Below are 15,681 nucleotides of genomic sequence, written 5' to 3'. Positions count from 1 at the left end.
GTTCGAAGTTCGACGCTGATCCTCCTGAGCGAAGGCCATTTCGGCCCTTCCACGAGATGCTCGGCCGCGCTACCCTGCGCGACGTGACGGAGACCCCCGACTTCCTCCACGACGAGGCCCTCTACCGACGCATCGTGGAGGAATCCCCTGCGGCGGTGGTGCTGCTGACGAACGAGCCCGCCGCGCGCGTGCTGTTCGCGAGTCCCCGGATCGAGGAGATCTCGGGGTTCACGCCCGACGACCTCTTGACGCAACCCGGGTTGTGGGTCGAGCGCCTGCATCCTGAGGAGGCCCATGGTCTCGGGGCACGCTGGGCCTCGGCGGTCGCATCGGGTGAGCGATTCAGCGAGGAGTACCGGTTCCTGCATCGGACCGGGGAGTGGCGGTGGATCCGGGAGATCTCCTCGCCGGTCCGTGCCCCCGACGGCACCGTGCGCTACCGGCAAAGCTTCACCGAGGACATCACGTCGGAGCGATTCGCCGAGGCGCAGGCCGAGCGCTCCGAGGCTCGTTACCGCGCCCTCGTCGAACGGCTGCCCGTGATCGTGTACGTGGACTCCGACGAGTTCGAGCCGATGAGCCTCTACATCAGCCCGAACTCCGAGGAGGTCCTGGGGATGCGGCCCGACGCCTTGATCGCCGACCGTAACCTGTGGATGGCCTCGACGCACCCCGACGACCGCGAGCGCATCCGCGCCGCGTGGGCCGAGTCGGTCCGCACCCGCCGGCCGTTCCGCGAGGAGTACCGGCGACTGCGGCCGAACGGCGACGTCGTGTGGGTCCGCGACGAGTCGATCCTCGTCCGTGACGACGACGACCTGCCGATGTTCTGGCAGGGCGTGCTGCTCGACATCACCGCGGAGCGATCGGCGGAGACCGCCTTCCGCCGCTCGGAGGATCGGTACCGCGACCTGATCGAGCACCTGCCGTTCATCGTCTACATCGACGCGTACGGGCCGGCCGAGGCGAGCCGGTACGTGAGCCCCAACGTCCTCGATGTGCTCGGCCATCCCGCCGAGGCGTTCGACCGCACCTTCCTCTGGCAGCAGCTTCTGCACCCGGACGACCTGGATCGGGCCCTCGCCGCCTGGGGCCACGGGTGGTCAACGGGCGCCGGGTGGTCGGTCGAGTACCGGTTCGTCCACCCCGACGGGCACGACGTGCCGGTCCGCGACGAGGCCCGGATGGTGGTCGATCCGGCGACGGGAGAACCTACGTGGCAGGGGGTCATCATCGACCTCACCGCCGAGAAGCAGAGCGAGGCGGAGCTCCGGAGGTCGGAGCAGCTCCACCGCGCGCTCGTGGAGCAGGTGCCTGCGGTCGTCTACCTCGATCGCTACGACGAGGGCAGGCACACCACCTTCAACAGCCCCCGAGTGACCGAGATGACGGGGATCCCTCCACAGCGCTGGATCGACGATCCCGGGCTGTGGCAGCGAGTGATCCATCCCGACGACCTCGAGCGGGTGCGCACGGAGCTCGAGCGGTGCGTCGCGGAGACCCGCACGCTGGACATCGAGTACCGGTGGCGGCACCTCGATGGTCACGAGGTCTGGGTGCACGACACCTGCGCGCCGGTCCTGGGTGAGGACGGCGCGGTCGAGTACTGGCTGGGCGTGATGATCGACATCACCGAGCAACGGCTCGCCGAGCAACGGCTCCTGGCGAGCGAGCGCCGATACCGCGCCCTCGTGGAACAGGTGCCGGCGATCATGTACGAGATGGGGCCCGACGACGAACGTCGGACCCTGTTCGTCTCGCCGCACGTCGAGGCGATCCTCGGCTACAAGCGTCAGGAGTGGCTGGATCAGCCCGACATCTGGGTGGAGCTCCTGCACCCCGACGATCGAGAGCGGGAGCTCGCGGCCCACGACCGGCACAACGAGACCGGGGAACCCTGGCAACGCGAGTATCGGCTGATCGCGAGCGACGGCCGTGAGGTTTGGGTGCACGACCAGGCGCAGCTCGTGCATGACGCCGAGGGATCGCGGTGGCTCGGCGTGATGCTCGACATCACCCCACAGAAGGATGCCGAGGAGCTGCTCCGCCTGGCCAAGGACGAGCTCGAGATGCGCGTGCTCACCCGCACGGCCGAGCTCGAGGACGCCAACGAGATGATGAGCCTCGAGATCGGTGAACGCCGCCGGATCGAAGGCCGGCTCCGCGAGGCGGAGACGCGGTACCGCTTGCTGCTCGAGGACCTGCCGGCCGCGGTGTACTCATGGGAGACCAACTGGGAAGACGACCCCGAGCCGGCCGACACCGCGCTCTATACCAGCCCTCAGCTCGAGCGGATCCTCGGGTTCCCCCGTGAGGAGTGGCATCGCCCCGGCTTCTGGCAGGAACGGCTCCACCCGCACGACCGTGACCGCATCATCCCGCTCGCCGAGCACAGCATCGAGACGGGCGAGCCGTTCAGCGCCGAATACCGCTACCTGGCGGCCGACGGTCGCATCGTCTGGGTGCTGGACCGGGCGACGTTGCGCACGCGCGACCGGCACGGTCGCCCCCGCCTGTTCCAGGGCGTGATGCTCGACATCACCGAGCTGAAGGAGGCCGAGGCCAAGGCGCGCGAGGCCGAAGAGCGCTTCCGCCGACTCGCGGAGGAAGGCCCCTTCGTCGTCTACCAATTCGAGCTCGAGCATGGCGATCCGCCGGTGGTGCACCTGCGTTACCTGAGCCCCTCCGCCGCCGAGCTGTTGAACGTGCCGGCGTCGCTGTGGGTAGGAGGGAGTCTCGGGGAGTGGTTCGAGCTGATGCATCCGGACGACGTCGAACGCATGCGTCCGCTCGCGCAGCGCGCGTTCGCCACGGGAGGACCGTGGAACTACGTGTTCCGCATGATCGGAGCCGACGGGCGGATCGTGTGGCTGCTCGACCGTGGACGCGCGATCGAACGCGACGCCGAGGGTCGGCCGACCTTCTTCCAGGGGATCATGCTCGACGTCACAGAGGAGGCCGAGTTGCACGCGGCGCTGGAGACGTCGGAGGCGACCCTACGGTCGTTGGTCGAGACGATGCCCGCAACGCCGTGGACGGAGGTGATGGACCCCGCGTCAGGGCGTGGGAAGTACCGTTTCATCGGACCGCAGGTTCAGGAGCTCTTCGGCTATACGCCGCATGAGCTCTTCACGGAGCCCGATCACTTCTTCCGACTGGTCCACCCCGACGACCGGGAACGGTTGAAAGCAGCGTCGGACCGCTGCGATCGCACCGGGGAACCCTGGGATCAGTTCTACCGGGTGGAGCACCGTGACGGCTCGGTGCACTGGATCTTCAGCTATGCCCGACGCACCTTCGAGGACGACCGGCCCGTGTGGCACGGGGTGTCGATCGACGTGACGCGACATGTGACGTCCGGCTCGTTCCCGGTCGCCGTCGGCGACGCGACCGAGGTCGATCGGGGCCTGATCTAGGACGAGGTGGGACGGAGCACGCGCGCCAGTTCGGGCAGATACGGGTGCAGCTTCTCCGGGAGCACCACGGACCCGTCGGCCTGCTGGTGGTTCTCGAGGAGCGCGATCAGGGTTCGCCCGATCGCCGTGGCAGTGCCGTTCAAGGTGTGAGGAACCCCGATGCTTCCATCGCCCCAGCGAATCCTGGTCTGCGCTCGCCGGGCGCCGTAGTCCGTGTAGTTCGAGCAGGACGTGATCTCTCGATAGCGCTGCTGCCCCGGAAGCCACGCTTCGATGTCGTACTTCTTCGCGGCGGCACCTCCGAGGTCGCCGGCCGCGATGTTCACCACCCTGTACGGCAGGTCGAAGTTGCCGACGATCTCCTCTTCGACGGACACGAGAAACTCGAGCTCGTCCCAGCTCGAGCTCGGGTGGCTGAACGAGAACATCTCGACCTTGTCGAACTGGTGCACACGGAACATGCCGCCCATGTCCTTGCCATACGTGCCCGCCTCCCGGCGGAAACACGTGGAGTAGCCGGCGTAGCGAAGCGGTAACGCGCCCTCGTCGAGGATCTCACCCATGTGCAGCGCGGCGAGCGGCACCTCCGACGTGCCGACCAGATAGAGCTGGTCGGCGTCGGTCCGATAGATGTTGGCTTCGTCGGTCGGGAAGAATCCCGAGCCGTACATCACCTCTTCCCGGACGAGCACGGGCGGGATCACCGGCACGAATCCCTTGTCCGCCAGTATGTCCATCGCGTGACGCATCAGCGCGAACTGCACGAACACGAGATCGCCGAGCACGTAGACGAACCGTGACCCGCTCGCCCGCACGGCGCGGTCGACGTCGAGCACGCCGAGCAGCGCGCCGAGTTCGGCGTGATCCTTCGGCTCGAAGGCGAACTCCGCCGGCTCGAGGTGACGCCGCACCTCGACCGCATCATCGTCGGTGAACCCGTCGGGCGCGCTCTCGTGCGGAAGGTTCGGCGTGGCCGCCAAGAGCGAGGCGAGTGAGGCTTCGGCCTCGGCGAGCTGCGGTTCGAGCTCCTTCAGCTCGGCGGAGACGCGGGCGACGTCGTCGATCAGGCGCTGCTTCTCGTCGCCCTCGGCACGCCCGATCGCTTTCGACGCCTTGTTCTGCTCGGCGCGCAGCGCGTCGACGCGGGCGGTGAGGTTCCGGCGCCGCCGGTCGACGGCGAGCAGCTGGTCGACGGAGTCGCCGAGGTTGCGGCGTGCGAGCGCGGTGCGGAACCGCTCCGGGTCGTCCCTGACGGCCTTGATGTCGAGCATGCCGCTACGGCACCTTGACCTGCTCGCCGCCCTTGGCCTCGGTCTGTTCGCTCCGGCCCTGTTGCGCGGGCGCGGTCGAGCCGGCGTCCATGATGCTCTGCCCGTGGAAGATGCCGCCTTCCTCGACGACGAGCGTCTTCGACGTGATGTTGCCGTCGATGCGGCCGCCGCGAGCGAGGTGTGCCTTGCCCTTGACGATGAGGTTGCCCTTGAACTTCCCGCCCACGCTCACGTTCTGCGCGCGGATATCGGCCTCGACCTGGCTCTGGGGAGATAGCGTGACGTCGCCGTCGGCGTTGATCTGCCCCTTCACCTGGCCGTCGATGCGCAGGCTGCCAGCCGAGACGACGTTGCCTTCCAGGCGCGCGCCCGCGCCGACGATCGTGACCTCTCCGTTGTCCTCAGCCATGTCGCCTCCCTGGGTTCGTGTCCGCCGTCCTGCGTCGGGCTCGTCGGCGCCGGGCGCCGTCGCGGCGATCGGGTCGTCGTCGTCGCGCTTGAAGATCATCGGGCCTCCACGGGCTCGGCGTCGCCGGCCATCGCCTGTCGGATCGCCTCGGCCTCCTCGGTCGAAAGGTTGTACGAGCTCGCGCCGTGGGTGACGGGCTTCGCATAGACGCGCGTCTCCTGCCGGCCGTTGATCGAGGTGAGCACGACACCCGTGCCGTGGTCGTCGAGCAGGGCGCACGAGAACGAGAGCCTTCCACCGACGTCCTCGAACGCGTCGAAGCGCAGGAGCGCGACGTGCCTGACGCTGCCGTCGACCAGCGCCTGCTGCTTCTTGTCCGTGGCGTTCAGCACCCGCACCGCTTGCTCCAGCCGCTCGATGCGCTCTGCGTGACCCGTGAGCACGCCACGCAGCGCCTCGCTCATCTGGATGGGCCCGGTCGGTTCCTTGGCGCGACGACCGCCGCCTCCCACGATCGAGAACACGATCGCGAGCACCGACAGGCCGATCGCGACGAGGGCGATCAGGGTGAGGGTGCTGTCGGACAAGGTCATCGGCTCGTCCTCGCGGAGCGTTCGAGGGTCTCACGGCCCGGTGGGGCCTCACTATACGACGGGGCCCCGGCCCGACGGTCCCCGTGTGGCGATGCCGTGACGCCCACCCGCCCCGCGCCTGGTCGCGTTACCATCGGGCCCCCATGTCGGCCCCCCTGACCGAACCTTCCCTGCTCGGCTCGCTCCTCGCGGGCCGCTACGAGATCCGTGCGCCGCTCGGGCGTGGAGGCATGGGCGAGGTCTTCGAGGCCGTCGACCGTCGTCTCGGGCGGACCGTCGCGATCAAGGTTCTGCGACAGGAGCTCGCGGCCAACGATCGGTTCCTGGCTCGCTTCCGCCGGGAGGCCGCCACCGCCGCCGGACTCGCGCACGTCGGCATCGTCTCGGTGCACGACATCGGCGACGACGCCGGGCGGACATACATCGTGATGGAGTTCGTGGCCGGGCGCACGCTCGTGGATCTCGATCGTGACGCCGACGCGCACGACCCCCGTTGGATCGCCCGCATCGGCGCGGCGGCGGCTCGGGCCCTCGCGCATGCCCATGAGCGCGGGATCGTCCACCGCGACGTCTCGCCCGCCAACATCATGGTCACGACCGACGGCGCGGTGAAGATCCTCGACTTCGGCATCGCCCGTGACGGCGGCGACGCCCACTCGTCGGCGGCTTCGCGCGGCACGATCGCATACGTCGCGCCCGAGGTCCTTCGCGGAGGCACGGCCGATGCACGTGCCGATCTGTACTCGCTCGGCGCAGTGCTCGCGGAGCTCGCTCGTGGTCTCGACGACCACCGGCTCCGCGCGGCGCTCGACCGTGCCACGGCGACCGATCCCGTCGCACGGTTCGCCTCCGCCACCGCGTTCTCCGGCGCGCTCGACGCGATCGCGGCGGGCACCGACCCGGTGCTCACGCCGCGAACCGGCGAGCGACACCGACCGGCCCGGGATCGCACGGAGCCGATCGTGCGGATCGCGACTCGCCCCCTCGCGTCGGCATCATCGAGTCGGCCGGTCGCCGAGCCGGCGCGGTCCTCCGCGCCGCTGCAGCCGACCGTCGAGCCCGCCCGAGGCATCGTGGGGTCTCGCCCACGTCGCAGACGACGGGGGGCGCGCCTCGGTCGCACGATCGTCGTCGTCGCGCTCATCGGCGTCGCCATCGGGAGCGCGCTCGTCCTCGGCCAGGCGTTCGTCACGATGTCGACTCCCCAGCCCGCCGGGACCGTCACCGGTCCCGACCCGGTGCCGGCGCCAACGGGCCTGGTGGGCGCCGCATCGTGCGACGGCCTCTTCTCGACCGGCGTGGACCTCGCGTGGACGGGCTCGGGACCGGTGAAGGGATACGAGATCTTGCGGAAGGGCGGCACCGGTGAGCGGACACTCGTCGCTCGGCTGCGCGGTGTACACACCGAGGCGTTCCGGGATGCCGACCTCGGCGTCGACGCTTCGTACCGGTACCGAGTTCGCGCGTTCGACGGCCCGCGGGTGAGCGAGTGGTCGAACGCCGTCGACATCGCGACACCGTTCCTCTGCCTCACATGAGGCTGGCGGTCGCAGCACGTCCCCGCGCACGGCAAGGAACCGCAAGCCCTCCTCGCCCGGCGTCATCGGTCGGGACTATCGTTGACGACGATGTCACGACGGCTCCGCCCGCTCGCCGATCGCGAGGCGATCATGGCCCTCGGTCTGGCGGGCGCCGGCTTCCTCTCGCTCGAGGCGACCCTGCCCGCCGCGGGGGCTCTCGCGGTGCGGACGTTCCGCACCCAGCGTTCGACCGACGGCACCGGCCCCGCCGTCGGGGTCCTCGTGTTCGCGATCGCGTGGGTCAGCTTCCTACTCGGCTACCCGACATTGCGGGCGATGTGGCTGACGGCGACCGAGCACCACGACCCCGCGAGGGTCGCGGCCTTCGTGGTCGGCTGGCTCGCCCTCGCGGCGACGGCCCTGTTGCTCGCGAACTTCCTCTGCCGCTGCCACCCCGAGCGTCTCGTCGCACGGGCGATCGCGCGCGCCGGCATCGTCACGGTCATCGCGGCCGGGTTGCTGCAATTCCTGGCGGTCACGAACGCCATGCTGCAGGAGGCGTCGAGGGAATGTGGCGACTCGCTCGCCGACTGCCTCGGCTCAACCCCGTGGGCGTCGCTCGCCCCGGCGCTGGCGGTCGGCACCGCCTGGCTCGTGGTGTCGCTCGCCGGTTCCGGACTCGCCCGCGTCCGGCGAGAAAGGCTCCTCAGACCACGCCCACGAGCGACCGGGTCGTGACTCCGGCGAAACCCCTTGCTCTCGGAGGGCGGTAGGATCGCGGGAAACGCGGGCGGCATGCGCGCCATCGCAGGGCGCCGCTCACGCCGCCGAAGGATGAAGCAGGGGGACCAACGGATCCCAGTCGCCGCGGAGCACCTCGACCAGCGACGGCGGCGTGATCACCGTCGCGGCGCCCCGCGTCGGCCGTGGACGTGCACCTTCGTAGCCGGCGGGCGTCCATCGCAGCAGGGATCCCGAAGCCACGAGGAACGGAGCTTCTGCATCGACGACCATGACCCCGTCGGGCAGCGAGCCGAACGGCGCTTCGTGACGGCGTTGGGATCTCGTCGTCGGATCGAAGCGCTCGGCATGGAGGTGGGCATCGATCTCGTCCGCCCCCGTCGGTTCCGGGTGCAGCTCTCCCCAGATCTCGCGGAACCGGATGAAATCCGCTCGCCTGCACAGCGCGCACGGCCGGTGCCCGGCGGCGAACGCGGTGACCTCGTCGAGGAAGAACAGCTCGGTGAACCGACCCGGCTGCAACAACGGCGAGCGGTGCCAGCCGCGGTACCGCAGGCGGCACGCGATCCAGCGCTTCCCGTTGAACCGACGGCGGATGCGGCCTGCGTCGTCGTGGAGGCACCCTCGATTGCCGTACACGAGCCCTCGGGCTGGGTCGGTGATCAGCTCGCCGAACGGCGTCACGCGATTCTGCAGGGGCATCGGCGCACGATACCGAGGTGCCGACTCCGTTGGTCGGGAAGCCCCCGAGCCGCTCCCTGGTAAGCCCGATCTCCCCAGAGAGGCCCAGGTCCCCTTGCCGAACGACGGGACGGATGGTGGACCCTGGTGGTCAGGCCGCGTTCGCGGAACGGATCTCCGCCCGCCGCTCGCACAGGTGATCCGCGACCCCGATGCTCGTGAAGGGCAGGATCGGGGCGAGCAGCAGCGCGGCCTCGGGCACGATCCGAAGCGTGACGAACACCCACGCCGTCGCCGCGAGCACGGCCAGCGCGCGAGCCTTCCCGTGGTGGTGGAGATCGGAGCGGAGGGCGACGATGCCGCCGGCGCCCACAGCCGCGACGAGACCGGTCGCCGCGTCGGCCGCGAGCGCCGACACGGGGATCCCCACGAGGAGCGTGAGCCCCATAGCCTTCAAGACCGCCGCAGGTGCACGCGGATGCTCCGAGGCGAACGCGAGGATGAGGAAGACGAACGGGATCAGCGCGAGGCCGAAGGCGATGAAGGGGCCGGCCCGAGGGCCGCCGTCGGCGGTCATCGAGACGAGGCCCGCCACGATCGACCAGTCGGCGACGGCGAGCAGCAGGGTGGAGAGCAGGATCGCGCGCCACTTCTTCCGCGCAGCGATTGGTTCGGTGCCGGAGACGAACGCTCGCGGGAGCCGCCGCGCCCGCTTCACCCCTTCACCGATCCCGCCGTGAGGCCCCGCACGAAGTACTTCTGAAGGGTGAAGAAGACCGCCAGCGGCAGCACCATCGTGAGGAACGCGGCCGACGTGAGCAGGTGCCAGTTCTCGCCTCGGGAGCCCACGAGGTTCGCGAGCTTGATCGTGAGGACCTGCGTCTCCTGCGTGCCGCCCAGGAGCACGTAGGCCACCAGGAGGTCGTTCCATACCCACAGGAACTGGAAGATCGCGAACGCCGCGAGCGCAGGCACCGACAGCGGCACGATCAAGCGCCAGAAGATCGTGAAATGGTCGGCCCCGTCCATCTTGGCGGACTCGATGATCGACGACGGCAGCGATCGGATGTAGTTCGCGAGCAGGTACGTCGCCAGGGGCAACCCGAAGCCCGCATGCGCCAGCCAGATCCCGAGGAACGTGCCGTTCAGGTCGAGGTCGGGGAACAGCTGGAACGGGCCGAGGCTCGCGCCTTGCGTGTACAGGCGCAGGATCGGGATCAGCGACATCTGCAGCGGAACGACCAGCAGGCCGACGACGACCACGAACAACACGTACCGGCCCCGGAACTCCATCCACGAGAACGCATAGGCAGCGAAGGCGGCGATCGTGATCGGGATCACGGTCGAGGGGATCGCGACGGCGAGGCTGTTGAGGAACGAGTTCCCGAACCCCTCCTTCGTGAGCGCGATCCGGTAGTTCTCCAGGGTCCAGTCCGCGATCCGCCACGGATGCGCGAGCGCCGTCCACCACCCCGACGTGTCGGCGAGCTCCTCCGGGCGCAACGACGTGACGAGCACGCCCAGCGTGGGGATCAGCCACAGGAGCACGATCGCGAGCACCGTGATCCTCACGAACCACGAGCCGCGCTGGTTCGCGCCGGGAGCCTCGTCGTCATGCGCCGATCCAACGTCGATGCTGGGGAGCGGTTGGGTCGCGCTCACCGGATCGCCTCCTCTTCACGGAACCGGCGAACGTTCCAGATCAGCACGGGCACGATCGCGACGAACAGGACCACGGCGATCGCGGCCCCGCGCCCGTCGTGGTTACTGATGAAGAACCACCGGAGCATGCGTTCCGCGATCACCTCGGTGCCGTCCGACTCGGCGTTTCCCATCACGAAGACGATATCGAAGACCTTCAGGGCGTTGATCACCATGTACGTGGTGACGACGACGATCGTCGGCAAGATGGTGGGCACCATGATGCGGCGGAACACTTGCCACTCCGACGCGCCGTCGATGCGCGCGGCCTCGACGATCTCGTCAGGGATCGACTTTATCGCCGCCGACAACACGACCATCGCGAACCCGGTTTGCATCCAAACCATGATCACCATCAGGAACATGTTGTTCCACGGCTTGAGCTGGAGCCACGCGACCGGATCCTGACCGAGCCCCTGCATGACGCCGTTCAGCAGTCCGATGTTCGTTCCGAAGCCCTCGGGCCGGAAGCTGTAGATCAGCCGCCACGTGACCGACGCGCCCACGAACGAGATCGCGAGCGGCAGGAAGATCAAGGACTTCGCGATCGCTTCACCGCGTCGCAGCCGGTCGACCAACGTCGCGAAGATCAACCCCACGCTCACCGCGAAGAGCGGCACGATCACGATCCACCCGAACGTGTTCCGGATCGACCGAAGCATGCTCTCGTCGGTGAACACGAAGGCGTAGTTGTCGAGCCCCACGAACTCCTGCCCGCGCGCGTCCTTCAGGCTGGTGAGCAGCGTGTTGACCACCGGATACACGAGGAACACGCCCAGGATCACGAGCGCGGGTCCCACGAACACCCATGGGCGCACGCCCTCTCGGTAACGGGAAGGCAGCAGGTCGACGGCCTCGTTCATCGCCCAGTAGAGCGCGAAGACACCGACCACCCCGACGACGATCGCGACGAGCACGACGACGATCCGGTTCGCGTCCTCGTTCCGCAGGAAGTTGAAGGTCGCCCAGAGCAGGAAGAAGGCCGCGATCGGGATCGCGAACGCCCCCGCGATCCTGAGGATCGACATCACGAGACGCCCACCCGCGCGCGGCAGCGGCGCGAGCGGCGCGGTCGGCTCCCCGGTCGCCGTGCTCACCCGTCGGCCCCCCCTTCACCCGACGCGAACGGGGAGCGGCCGTTCGACGACCGCTCCCGCGCCGCGTGCCCGAGCAGGCGGGCCTGGGTCACTCCTGGGCCGGCCAGCTCGCCTCGATCTCGTCCATGATCGACTGCAGCGAGTCCGGCCCTTCCTGCATGTACTGCAGCATGCCGGTCCAGAAGCTGCCCTGCCCAACCTCCGGTGGCATCAGATCCGATGCATCGAATCCGCCGGTGCCGGACGTCGAAGCCGTGCTCAGGATCTCCGACGCCTCCGCGAGGATGTCGTTGGCATAACACTCCGGCCCGACCTTGACGTTCGGAGAGATCCTCGACGCGGCCGTGATGCCGCCCATCCCGCACTGGACGTCGACGCCGATGAAGCGGTTGAGGAAGTCTCGCACCTCGGGAGCGTCACGACCGACGATGGCCATCTCGCCCGCGTACAGCGTCCCCTCCTGATCGATCGGGGGAAGCGGGAACCAGTCGTAGTCCACGCCGGACTCCGCATCGGCCGGGAAGAACGCGTTGATGAAGCTGGCCTGCCGATGAAGCCAACACTTCGGCGGGTTCTCGAACATCGGCCCTGGCGCATCGCCGAACTCGACCGACGGCGTGTTCTCGGGACCGCCGAGCACGTACCCCTCCCGGAACATCACGTCGCCGAACTGCTCGACAGCAGCAACGATCTGCGGGTCGTTGAAGGGGATCTCGTGCTTCCACCACTGCTCGTAGACATCGGGCCCGGCCGTGCGAAGCACGATGTCCTCGACCCAGTCGGTCGCCGGCCAGCCGCTCGAGCCTTCGCTCTTGAACCCCACGCACCACGGCGTGCTCCCGTCGGCGGCGATCTGATCGCTCAACGCCATGAGCTCGTCCCAGGTGGTCGGGACCTCGTACCCAGCGGCGTCGAAGTCGTCCTTCGGGTACCAGACCATGCTCTTCAGGTTGATGTTGGTCGGCAGGCCGTAGTGCTTGCCCTCGTACTCGCCGAGGGCCATGAAGGACTCACCGAACGTCGCGGTCAGCTCGTCGATGTCGAATCCCAGGTCCTCGAGTGCGATCGCGGTGCCCGCTGCCGCCTGTGCCGGCACACTTCCGGGCTGGGGCAGCAACGCGATGTCGAGCGTGCCACCTTCGGCGCGGATCTGGAGCTGCTCCTCGAAGTTCCCCGACGCCTCGATCTCCGCCTGATATTCGACGTCGGGGTTGACCTCCGCATCGAGCACCTCTTGGACGGCCTCGGCTTCCTCGGGTTCCACCGCGCTCAAGATGTTCACGTTGCCCGTGTCCTCGCCCGCTGGGGATCCGCTGGCGCTCGGTTCATCGCCGCCGCCCTCATCGCTGGTACAGGCTGCGGCGATCAGCAGCATGACAGCGAACGGCGCGACAAGTCGGAGTCGGCGCATCGCTCTTTCCTCCTTGGTGTCCGAATGCCTATTTCATCCATAGGTTCCCGCCGGGGTCAACTCAATCGATCACACACTCCTCATGGTTGGGTCGCCATCTCCGTTGCAGGGCAGGGAACCCCGCACCACGGGTTTGGGCGGGGCGGCCCCCTGGACAGCCGAACCTCATGGTCCCCAACGCCCTCCGTTCGTGCTGATGACATCTCGGAACCAGCGGGCGCTGTCCTTCGGGATGCGCGCCTGCGTCTCGAAGTCCACCCGGACGATCCCGAATCGCGGTTCGTAGCCCTCGGCCCATTCGAAGTTGTCGAGGAGGGACCACACGAGGTACCCCCCCAGGGGCACCCCGGCCGCGAGGGCGTCGCGCATCGCTTCCACGTGCGCGCCGAGGTACGCGACGCGATCCGCGTCGTGGATCGACCCGTCGGACTCGGGCCGGTCGTCGAAGGCCGCGCCGTTCTCCGTGACGAAGACGGAGGGTGGACCGTACTCGCGATGCACGCGCACGAGCATCTCCGTCAGGCCGTCCGAGTGTATCGGCCATCCCAGCGACGTCACCGCCGCATCGGGTGGAGTGACTGACCACGCGTCGAGCGAGGCCGGCAGCTCGCTCGGGCGGGGGGTGGGAGGCTCCCGTCCGACGATCGTGTGCGCCGAGTAGTAGTTCACGCCCAGGAGATCGATTGGCCGGGCGATCTCGACGAGGTCGCCCTCATGCAGGAACCCGAGGTCGGCGCCCTCGAGCGGCACCGGCGGGTACCCGCGACCGAAGATGGGATCGAGGTAGAGCCTGTTCAGCTGCTCGTCGGCACGCTCGGCCGCGCGCTCATCCTCGGATGAGGAGCTCGCCGGGCGACAGGGGTAGAGGTTGAGCGCGATCCCCACCCGTGCCGACGTTGTCGAACGGATCGCGTCGACGGCGCGGCCATGGGCGAGCAGAAGATGGTGGGTGGCGGAGAGGGCGGCCCGCTCGTCGTGCCGGCCCGGTGCGTGGACCCCGCTCGCGTACCCGAGCCAGGCCGCGACCATCGGTTCGTTGATCGTGATCCACATGGGCACCGAGTCCCCGAGCGCCTCGGCCACGATCGCCGCGTACTCGGCGAAGCAGTCGGCGGTCTCGCGAGCCGGCCACCCGCCGATGTCCTCGAGCGCCTGCGGCAGGTCCCAGTGGTAGAGCGTCGGCACGGGTGTGATGCCGCGGACCAGGAGCGCATCGACCAGTCTCCGGTAGTGATCGAGCCCCCGCTGGTTTGCGGGGCCGCGGCCGTGGGGCTGGATCCTGGGCCAGGCCACCGAGAAGCGATACGCGCCGATGCCGAGGTCGGCCATCAACGTGGCGTCTTCTTCGTAGCGGTGGTACTGATCGCACGCGACGTCGCCAGTGTCCCCGTCGCGGACGGCGCCCGGGATGCGGCAGAACGTGTCCCAGATGGACTCTCCCCGCCCGTCCTCGTGCACCGCCCCCTCGACCTGGTAGGCCGACGTCGCGGCCCCCCAGAGGAAGCCTTCGGGGAAGGAAGGCCCGGCCCCTGCTGGGCTGCTCAGCTCAGCTCTCCCTCGTAGATCCCCAGCCCCGTGTCCGGGTCGAAGAAATGGAGCCGATGCACGTCCACCACGAGCTCGATGTGGCCGCCCTGATCGGCGCTGGTTCGTGGCATCAGACGCGCGACGAACTTCGATCGGCCGGACCGGGCACCCAGCTCGACGGCTTCGAGCGCCTCCTGGCCGACGTCGTGTGCGAGCTCCTTCACGTCCTCGGTCAGCACGGTTGGGGCCTGCACGAAGAAATGCACCAGGACATCGGCACCGAGCGCCTCACTGAGGGCGACCTCGGATCTGATCGTGCGGTTCGGAGGTGCCGCCGACACGAGCGAGGCATCCTCGATGTCCTCGGGCCGGATGCCCACGATCACCTGGCGCCCGTCGAAGGCCGCGAGGCCCGGCCGCTCGGCGAACGTCTCGCCCGGGACCTCCAGTCGGAGGCCCCCGAACTCCACGGAGGCCGCCCCGTCCGAGCGCGTCAGGGTCGCTTCCACCATGTTCATCGCCGGCGAGCCGATGAATCCGGCCACGAACAGGTTCTTCGGGCGGTCGTAGAGGACCCGCGGGGTGTCGACCTGCTGGAGCACACCCTTCCTGATCACGGCCACCCGGTCACCCATGGTCATCGCTTCGACCTGATCGTGCGTGACGTAGATCGTGGTGACCGCGAGCTCGTGCTGGATGCGCGCGATCTCGGTGCGCATCTGCACCCGGAGCTTCGCGTCGAGGTTCGACAGGGGCTCGTCCATCAAGAAGGCCTTGGGCTCGCGCACGATGGCCCGGCCCATCGCGACCCTCTGACGTTGCCCTCCAGACAGCGCCTTGGGCTTGCGCCCGAGGAGCTCCTCGAGGCCGAGGATGTCCGCCGCATGGCGCACCCGCCGGTCGATCTCGTCCTTCGGGAGTTTACGGAGCTTGAGGCCGAACGCCATGTTGTCGTAGACGTTCATGTGCGGGTAGAGCGCGTAGTTCTGGAACACCATCGCGATGTCGCGCTCCTTCGGCGGCACATCGTTGACGATGCGATCGCCGATCGTGATCGTGCCCCGGCTGATGACCTCCAGGCCGGCGACCAGTCGCAGCGCCGTCGTCTTGCCGCACCCCGAGGGCCCGACGAGCACGACGAACTCACCGTCGTCGATCTCGAGCTCCAGCTCGGAGACTGCGATGGTTCCGTCGGCATACACCTTGGACACATCGTCCATCACGATCCCTGCCATGGCGTCTCCCTCCATGGATGGCTTCCGTCATTCAACTCCAGGAACCTCGTCGGGGTCGAGCCGACGTCCGGGTCGAGCC

The 15,681-nt window shown here is 68.6% G+C and carries 13 protein-coding genes; 3 read left to right on the top strand and 10 right to left on the bottom strand.

Annotated elements, in window-relative coordinates:
* Nucleotides 1-83: 83 nt before the first annotated feature.
* On the top strand, nucleotides 84-3,416 hold the full coding sequence (locus VFI59_01280; protein HET6712334.1) for a PAS domain-containing protein: 3,333 nt from the start codon (nucleotides 84-86) through the stop codon (nucleotides 3,414-3,416).
* On the opposite strand, the gene serS is transcribed toward VFI59_01280, so the two are convergent.
* Genes serS through VFI59_01265 form a run of 3 tightly spaced genes read right to left on the bottom strand, consistent with a single transcriptional unit; the run spans nucleotide 3,413 to nucleotide 5,689 of the window.
* Entirely contained in the window at nucleotides 3,413-4,687 is a 1,275-nt protein-coding gene (serS, locus tag VFI59_01275) for a serine--tRNA ligase (GenBank protein ID HET6712333.1), read from the bottom strand. The two genes, VFI59_01280 and serS, sit on opposite strands and share 4 nt — an antisense overlap.
* A 4-nt stretch (nucleotides 4,688-4,691) precedes the next feature.
* Nucleotides 4,692-5,195, bottom strand: a complete 504-nt coding sequence (locus VFI59_01270) for a polymer-forming cytoskeletal protein (protein HET6712332.1) — start codon at nucleotides 5,193-5,195, stop codon at nucleotides 4,692-4,694.
* On the bottom strand, nucleotides 5,192-5,689 hold the full coding sequence (locus VFI59_01265; protein ID HET6712331.1) for a DUF4446 family protein: 498 nt from the start codon (nucleotides 5,687-5,689) through the stop codon (nucleotides 5,192-5,194). The genes VFI59_01270 and VFI59_01265 overlap by 4 nt, the downstream gene beginning before the upstream one ends.
* Nucleotides 5,690-5,832: 143 nt before the next feature.
* Between VFI59_01265 and VFI59_01260 the strand changes: the two genes are divergently transcribed.
* Nucleotides 5,833-7,227 carry a protein kinase gene (locus VFI59_01260; GenBank protein HET6712330.1) on the top strand — a complete coding sequence of 465 codons (1,395 nt, stop codon included), beginning with the start codon at nucleotides 5,833-5,835 and terminating at the stop codon, nucleotides 7,225-7,227.
* Nucleotides 7,228-7,317: 90 nt separating this feature from the next.
* Nucleotides 7,318-7,947, top strand: coding sequence for a hypothetical protein (locus tag VFI59_01255; protein HET6712329.1), 630 nt, complete (start codon nucleotides 7,318-7,320; stop codon nucleotides 7,945-7,947).
* An 81-nt stretch (nucleotides 7,948-8,028) separates the two neighbouring features.
* Here the strand turns inward: VFI59_01255 and VFI59_01250 are convergent, their stop codons facing one another.
* The 7 genes from VFI59_01250 to ugpC form a co-directional block, all read right to left on the bottom strand.
* A complete protein-coding gene (locus tag VFI59_01250) occupies nucleotides 8,029-8,652 on the bottom strand; it encodes a hypothetical protein (GenBank protein HET6712328.1) in 624 nt (207 codons plus the stop codon).
* Nucleotides 8,653-8,782: 130 nt separating this feature from the next.
* Nucleotides 8,783-9,349, bottom strand: a complete 567-nt coding sequence (locus tag VFI59_01245; GenBank protein HET6712327.1) for a hypothetical protein — start codon at nucleotides 9,347-9,349, stop codon at nucleotides 8,783-8,785.
* Nucleotides 9,346-10,293 carry a carbohydrate ABC transporter permease gene (locus VFI59_01240; GenBank protein HET6712326.1) on the bottom strand — a complete coding sequence of 316 codons (948 nt, stop codon included), beginning with the start codon at nucleotides 10,291-10,293 and terminating at the stop codon, nucleotides 9,346-9,348. The genes VFI59_01245 and VFI59_01240 overlap by 4 nt, the downstream gene beginning before the upstream one ends.
* Complete coding sequence (locus VFI59_01235) at nucleotides 10,290-11,429, bottom strand: sugar ABC transporter permease (protein ID HET6712325.1); 1,140 nt, start codon at nucleotides 11,427-11,429, stop codon at nucleotides 10,290-10,292. The genes VFI59_01240 and VFI59_01235 overlap by 4 nt, the downstream gene beginning before the upstream one ends.
* Before the next feature lie 88 nt (nucleotides 11,430-11,517).
* Nucleotides 11,518-12,840 (bottom strand): ABC transporter substrate-binding protein, encoded by a 1,323-nt coding sequence (locus VFI59_01230; GenBank protein HET6712324.1) that lies wholly within the window; start codon nucleotides 12,838-12,840, stop codon nucleotides 11,518-11,520.
* Between the two features lie 165 nt (nucleotides 12,841-13,005).
* Nucleotides 13,006-14,385 (bottom strand): GH1 family beta-glucosidase, encoded by a 1,380-nt coding sequence (locus tag VFI59_01225; GenBank protein HET6712323.1) that lies wholly within the window; start codon nucleotides 14,383-14,385, stop codon nucleotides 13,006-13,008.
* A complete protein-coding gene (gene ugpC, locus VFI59_01220) occupies nucleotides 14,382-15,602 on the bottom strand; it encodes a sn-glycerol-3-phosphate ABC transporter ATP-binding protein UgpC (protein ID HET6712322.1) in 1,221 nt (406 codons plus the stop codon). Before ugpC ends, VFI59_01225 begins: the two co-directional genes overlap by 4 nt.
* Nucleotides 15,603-15,681 lie beyond the last annotated feature (79 nt).

The organism is Actinomycetota bacterium (assembly GCA_035697485.1).
Taxonomy (GTDB): Bacteria; Actinomycetota; UBA4738; order UBA4738; family HRBIN12; genus JAOUEA01.
The sequence above is the reverse complement of the archived record's forward strand: the minus strand, read 5'-3'. Positions and strand labels throughout refer to the sequence as shown.